Here is a 2,905-nt window from a genome sequence, read left to right as displayed (position 1 = left end):
TCGTCGTAGCGGCCCGTCCGCGCTACGGCGGCCAGGGCGGCCTCCGCACACAGGTTCTGTACGACGGTGTCGGTGTCCCGGGCGGCGGCGCGGGCGAGTTCGGCGGGGGAGAGGAGGTCTGCCTCGACGGCGAGCCGGTGGACGTGACGACGCACGGTACGGTCCGCGTCGGTGAAGAGGGGAGCGAGCTGTTCGCGGGACGCCCGGCGCAGCACCTCGTCGAGCAGCTCGATGGCGAAGGCACCCCGCCCCCGCCGCCCGAAGAGCAGAATCAGCGGCGCGAGTGCGACGCCGGTGTCCACGTCGAGAGCCGCTCGCAGCAACTCCCGTGCCCGCTCCCGCACTTGCCCGGCCCAGTCGGCACACCGCACGACGACCAACGGCAGCAACGCCGGGTCCCCGACGGCCTGTTGGAGCGCCGCCTCCCGAATCCTGCCGTCGCGGTGGCACAGGTCGATCGCGAGCCGAGGCCGGGCGAGGCCGGAGGGCGCGTACGACTCACGCCGCAACGCCTCGTCCAGCCGGAGCCACGCGAGGGGATCCCCGAGAGCGGTCCGCTCGCCGATGATCTCGTCCATCTCTAGTACGGCGCCCGGAAGTTGGCGTACCCCAACAACACGATGACCGCGACGACACTCCCCAGCACGACCACCGTCGATATCCACGAAGACCGCCGCGGTCCCACCCCCTCGGGCTCACCCCGGAACGGCACCGGCCCCGGAGGGTTCTCCTTCCACCGCGCGGCCAGCATCCGAGCCCGGGCGGACGGCTCCTTGTGCTCGGCCCCGTCGGCCCACTTGAGGTCGAACTCCCGCTCCTCGTCGCCCTGTTGTTGTCCCATCCCCGTTGCCCCTCCCGAAAAACAGTCTGCGTACGACGGTGCCCCCGCCTCTACGAAGAGAGACGGGGGCACCCGGCGATCGGTTCGATCGGTTGGATCACACGTCGAAGTAGAGCTCGAACTCGTGCGGGTGCGGACGCAGTTGCAGCGGTGCGATCTCGTTCGTGCGCTTGAAGTCGATCCACGTCTCGATCAGGTCGGACGTGAAGACGTCGCCCGCGAGGAGGAACTCGTGGTCGGCCTCAAGGCGGTCGAGGACGGCCGGGAGGGAGGTCGGGACCTGGGCGACGCCCGCGTGCTCCTCGGGGGCCAGCTCGTAGAGGTCCTTGTCGATTGGCTCGGCCGGCTCGATCTTGTTCTTGATGCCGTCCAGGCCCGCGAGGAGCAGGGCGGAGAAGGCGAGGTACGGGTTGCCGGAGGAGTCGGGCGCGCGGAACTCGACGCGCTTGGCCTTCGGGTTGGAGCCCGTGATCGGGATGCGCATCGCGGCGGAGCGGTTGCGCTGCGAGTACACCAGGTTGACCGGCGCCTCGAAGCCCGGCACCAAGCGGTGGTACGAGTTCACCGTCGGGTTGGTGAACGCGAGCAGCGACGGGGCGTGCTTGAGGATGCCGCCGATGTAGTAGCGGGCGGTGTCGGACAGACCCGCGTAGCCGGCCTCGTCGTAGAAGAGCGGGGAGCCGCCCGCCCACAGCGAGGAGTGGATGTGCATGCCCGAGCCGTTGTCGCCGAAGATCGGCTTCGGCATGAAGGTCGCGGTCTTGCCGTTGCGCCAGGCCACGTTCTTCACGATGTACTTGAAGAGCTGGAGGTCGTCGGCCGCGGCGAGCAGCGTGTTGAACTTGTAGTTGATCTCGGCCTGGCCGGCGGTGCCCACCTCGTGGTGCTGGCGCTCGACCTGGAGGCCGGACGCGGCCAGCTCCAGGGAGATCTCCGCACGCAGGTCGGCGAAGTGGTCGACCGGCGGGGTCGGGAAGTAGCCGCCCTTGTAGCGGACCTTGTAGCCGCGGTTGTCCTCGACCGCACCGGTGTTCCAGGCGCCGGCCTCGGAGTCGATGTGGTAGAAGCTCTCGTTCGACTTGGTCTCGAAGCGCACGCTGTCGAAGACGTAGAACTCGGCCTCGGGACCGAAGTACGCGGTGTCCGCGATGCCGGTGGAGGCGAGGTACGCCTCCGCCTTCTTGGCCACGTTGCGCGGGTCACGGGAGTACTGCTCGCCCGTGATCGGGTCGTGGATGAAGAAGTTGATGTTGACCGTCTTGTCGCGGCGGAAGGGGTCCACGCGCGCGGTCGACAGGTCGGCGCGGAGCGCCATGTCGGACTCGTGGATGGCCTGGAAGCCGCGGATCGAGGAGCCGTCGAAGGCGAGTTCCTCGTCCGGGTCGAAGGCCGTCGCCGGCAGCGTGAAGTGCTGCATCACACCCGGCAGATCGCAGAATCGGACGTCGACGAACTTGACGTCCTCGTCCGCGATGAACTTCTTGGCCTCGTCGGCGTTCTGGAACATCCAGCTCCTCCTACTCCCGACCGTCCGTGCCGGGGTGGTAGTTCGTTCGTGCGGCCAGTGCGGTGGCACACGCTGGACCCGACCTTAGGGACGGGGGATTTCTCAAGCGTGACCCATTTGTTTCGCCCAAGTTAACCGGTCTTGGGCCCGCCGGCCCCTCCTGTCCGCATGGCAGAACGCGGGCAGTACCGTGGACGGGTGGACAACAGGGATGCAATCGGCTCATGGCTCTCCGGGCCCCGTGAGGCCGCGGAGCGAGCAGGTGTCGACTTCGGCTACCGCGGTGAGCAGCTGGGCCTGCCCGAGGACGGCCCCGGCTCGATCGCCCGCCCGGGCCGCCGGCTCGGCGCCCTCGCCGTCGACTGGGGGATGAGCGAGCTGATTGCATCCCAACTGATCACGCACGGCAACATCCATGCGGCCTCGTACTGGACGTTGCTGATCTTCTTCCTCCTGAGCGTCCTGACCGTCGGCACGATCGGCTTCACCCCGGGCAAGCGCCTCTTCGGCCTCCGCGTGTACGCCCTCGACACCGGCCGCCCCAACCCCCTCCGCAC

General features: G+C 68.6%; 3 protein-coding genes and 1 pseudogene. 1 reads left to right on the top strand and 3 read right to left on the bottom strand.

What is annotated here, in order from left to right:
- From AC31A1_RS49380 to glnA, 3 genes and pseudogenes are all read right to left on the bottom strand, one after another.
- Positions 1-578: pseudogene (locus tag AC31A1_RS49380) on the bottom strand (hypothetical protein); the annotation flags it as partial.
- A 2-nt stretch (positions 579-580) separates the two neighbouring features.
- Complete coding sequence (locus AC31A1_RS49375; RefSeq protein ID WP_489659589.1) at positions 581-841, bottom strand: SCO2583/SCO2584 N-terminal domain-containing protein; 261 nt, start codon at positions 839-841, stop codon at positions 581-583.
- A gap of 97 nt (positions 842-938) precedes the next feature.
- Positions 939-2,348: a type I glutamate--ammonia ligase gene (gene glnA, locus AC31A1_RS49370; protein ID WP_489659588.1), complete on the bottom strand. Its 1,410-nt coding sequence runs from the start codon at positions 2,346-2,348 to the stop codon at positions 939-941.
- Positions 2,349-2,546: 198 nt separating this feature from the next.
- On the opposite strand from glnA, the gene AC31A1_RS49365 reads away from it, so the two are divergent.
- Positions 2,547-2,905, top strand: a 359-nt coding sequence (locus tag AC31A1_RS49365) for an RDD family protein (RefSeq protein WP_489659587.1), incomplete at its 3' end; no start/stop codon positions are given.

It is taken from the genome of Streptomyces sp. P5F9, from assembly GCF_057961495.1.
This window is presented reverse-complemented; position numbering and strand designations above follow the sequence as displayed.

Bases quoted from the DNA above. Each gene is read 5' to 3' on its own strand.
- AC31A1_RS49375 (WP_489659589.1), bottom strand. From the start codon at position 841: ATGGGACAACAACAGGGCGACGAGGAGCGGGAGTTCGACCTCAAGTGG.
- glnA (WP_489659588.1), bottom strand. From the start codon at position 2,348: ATGTTCCAGAACGCCGACGAGGCCAAGAAGTTCATCGCGGACGAGGAC.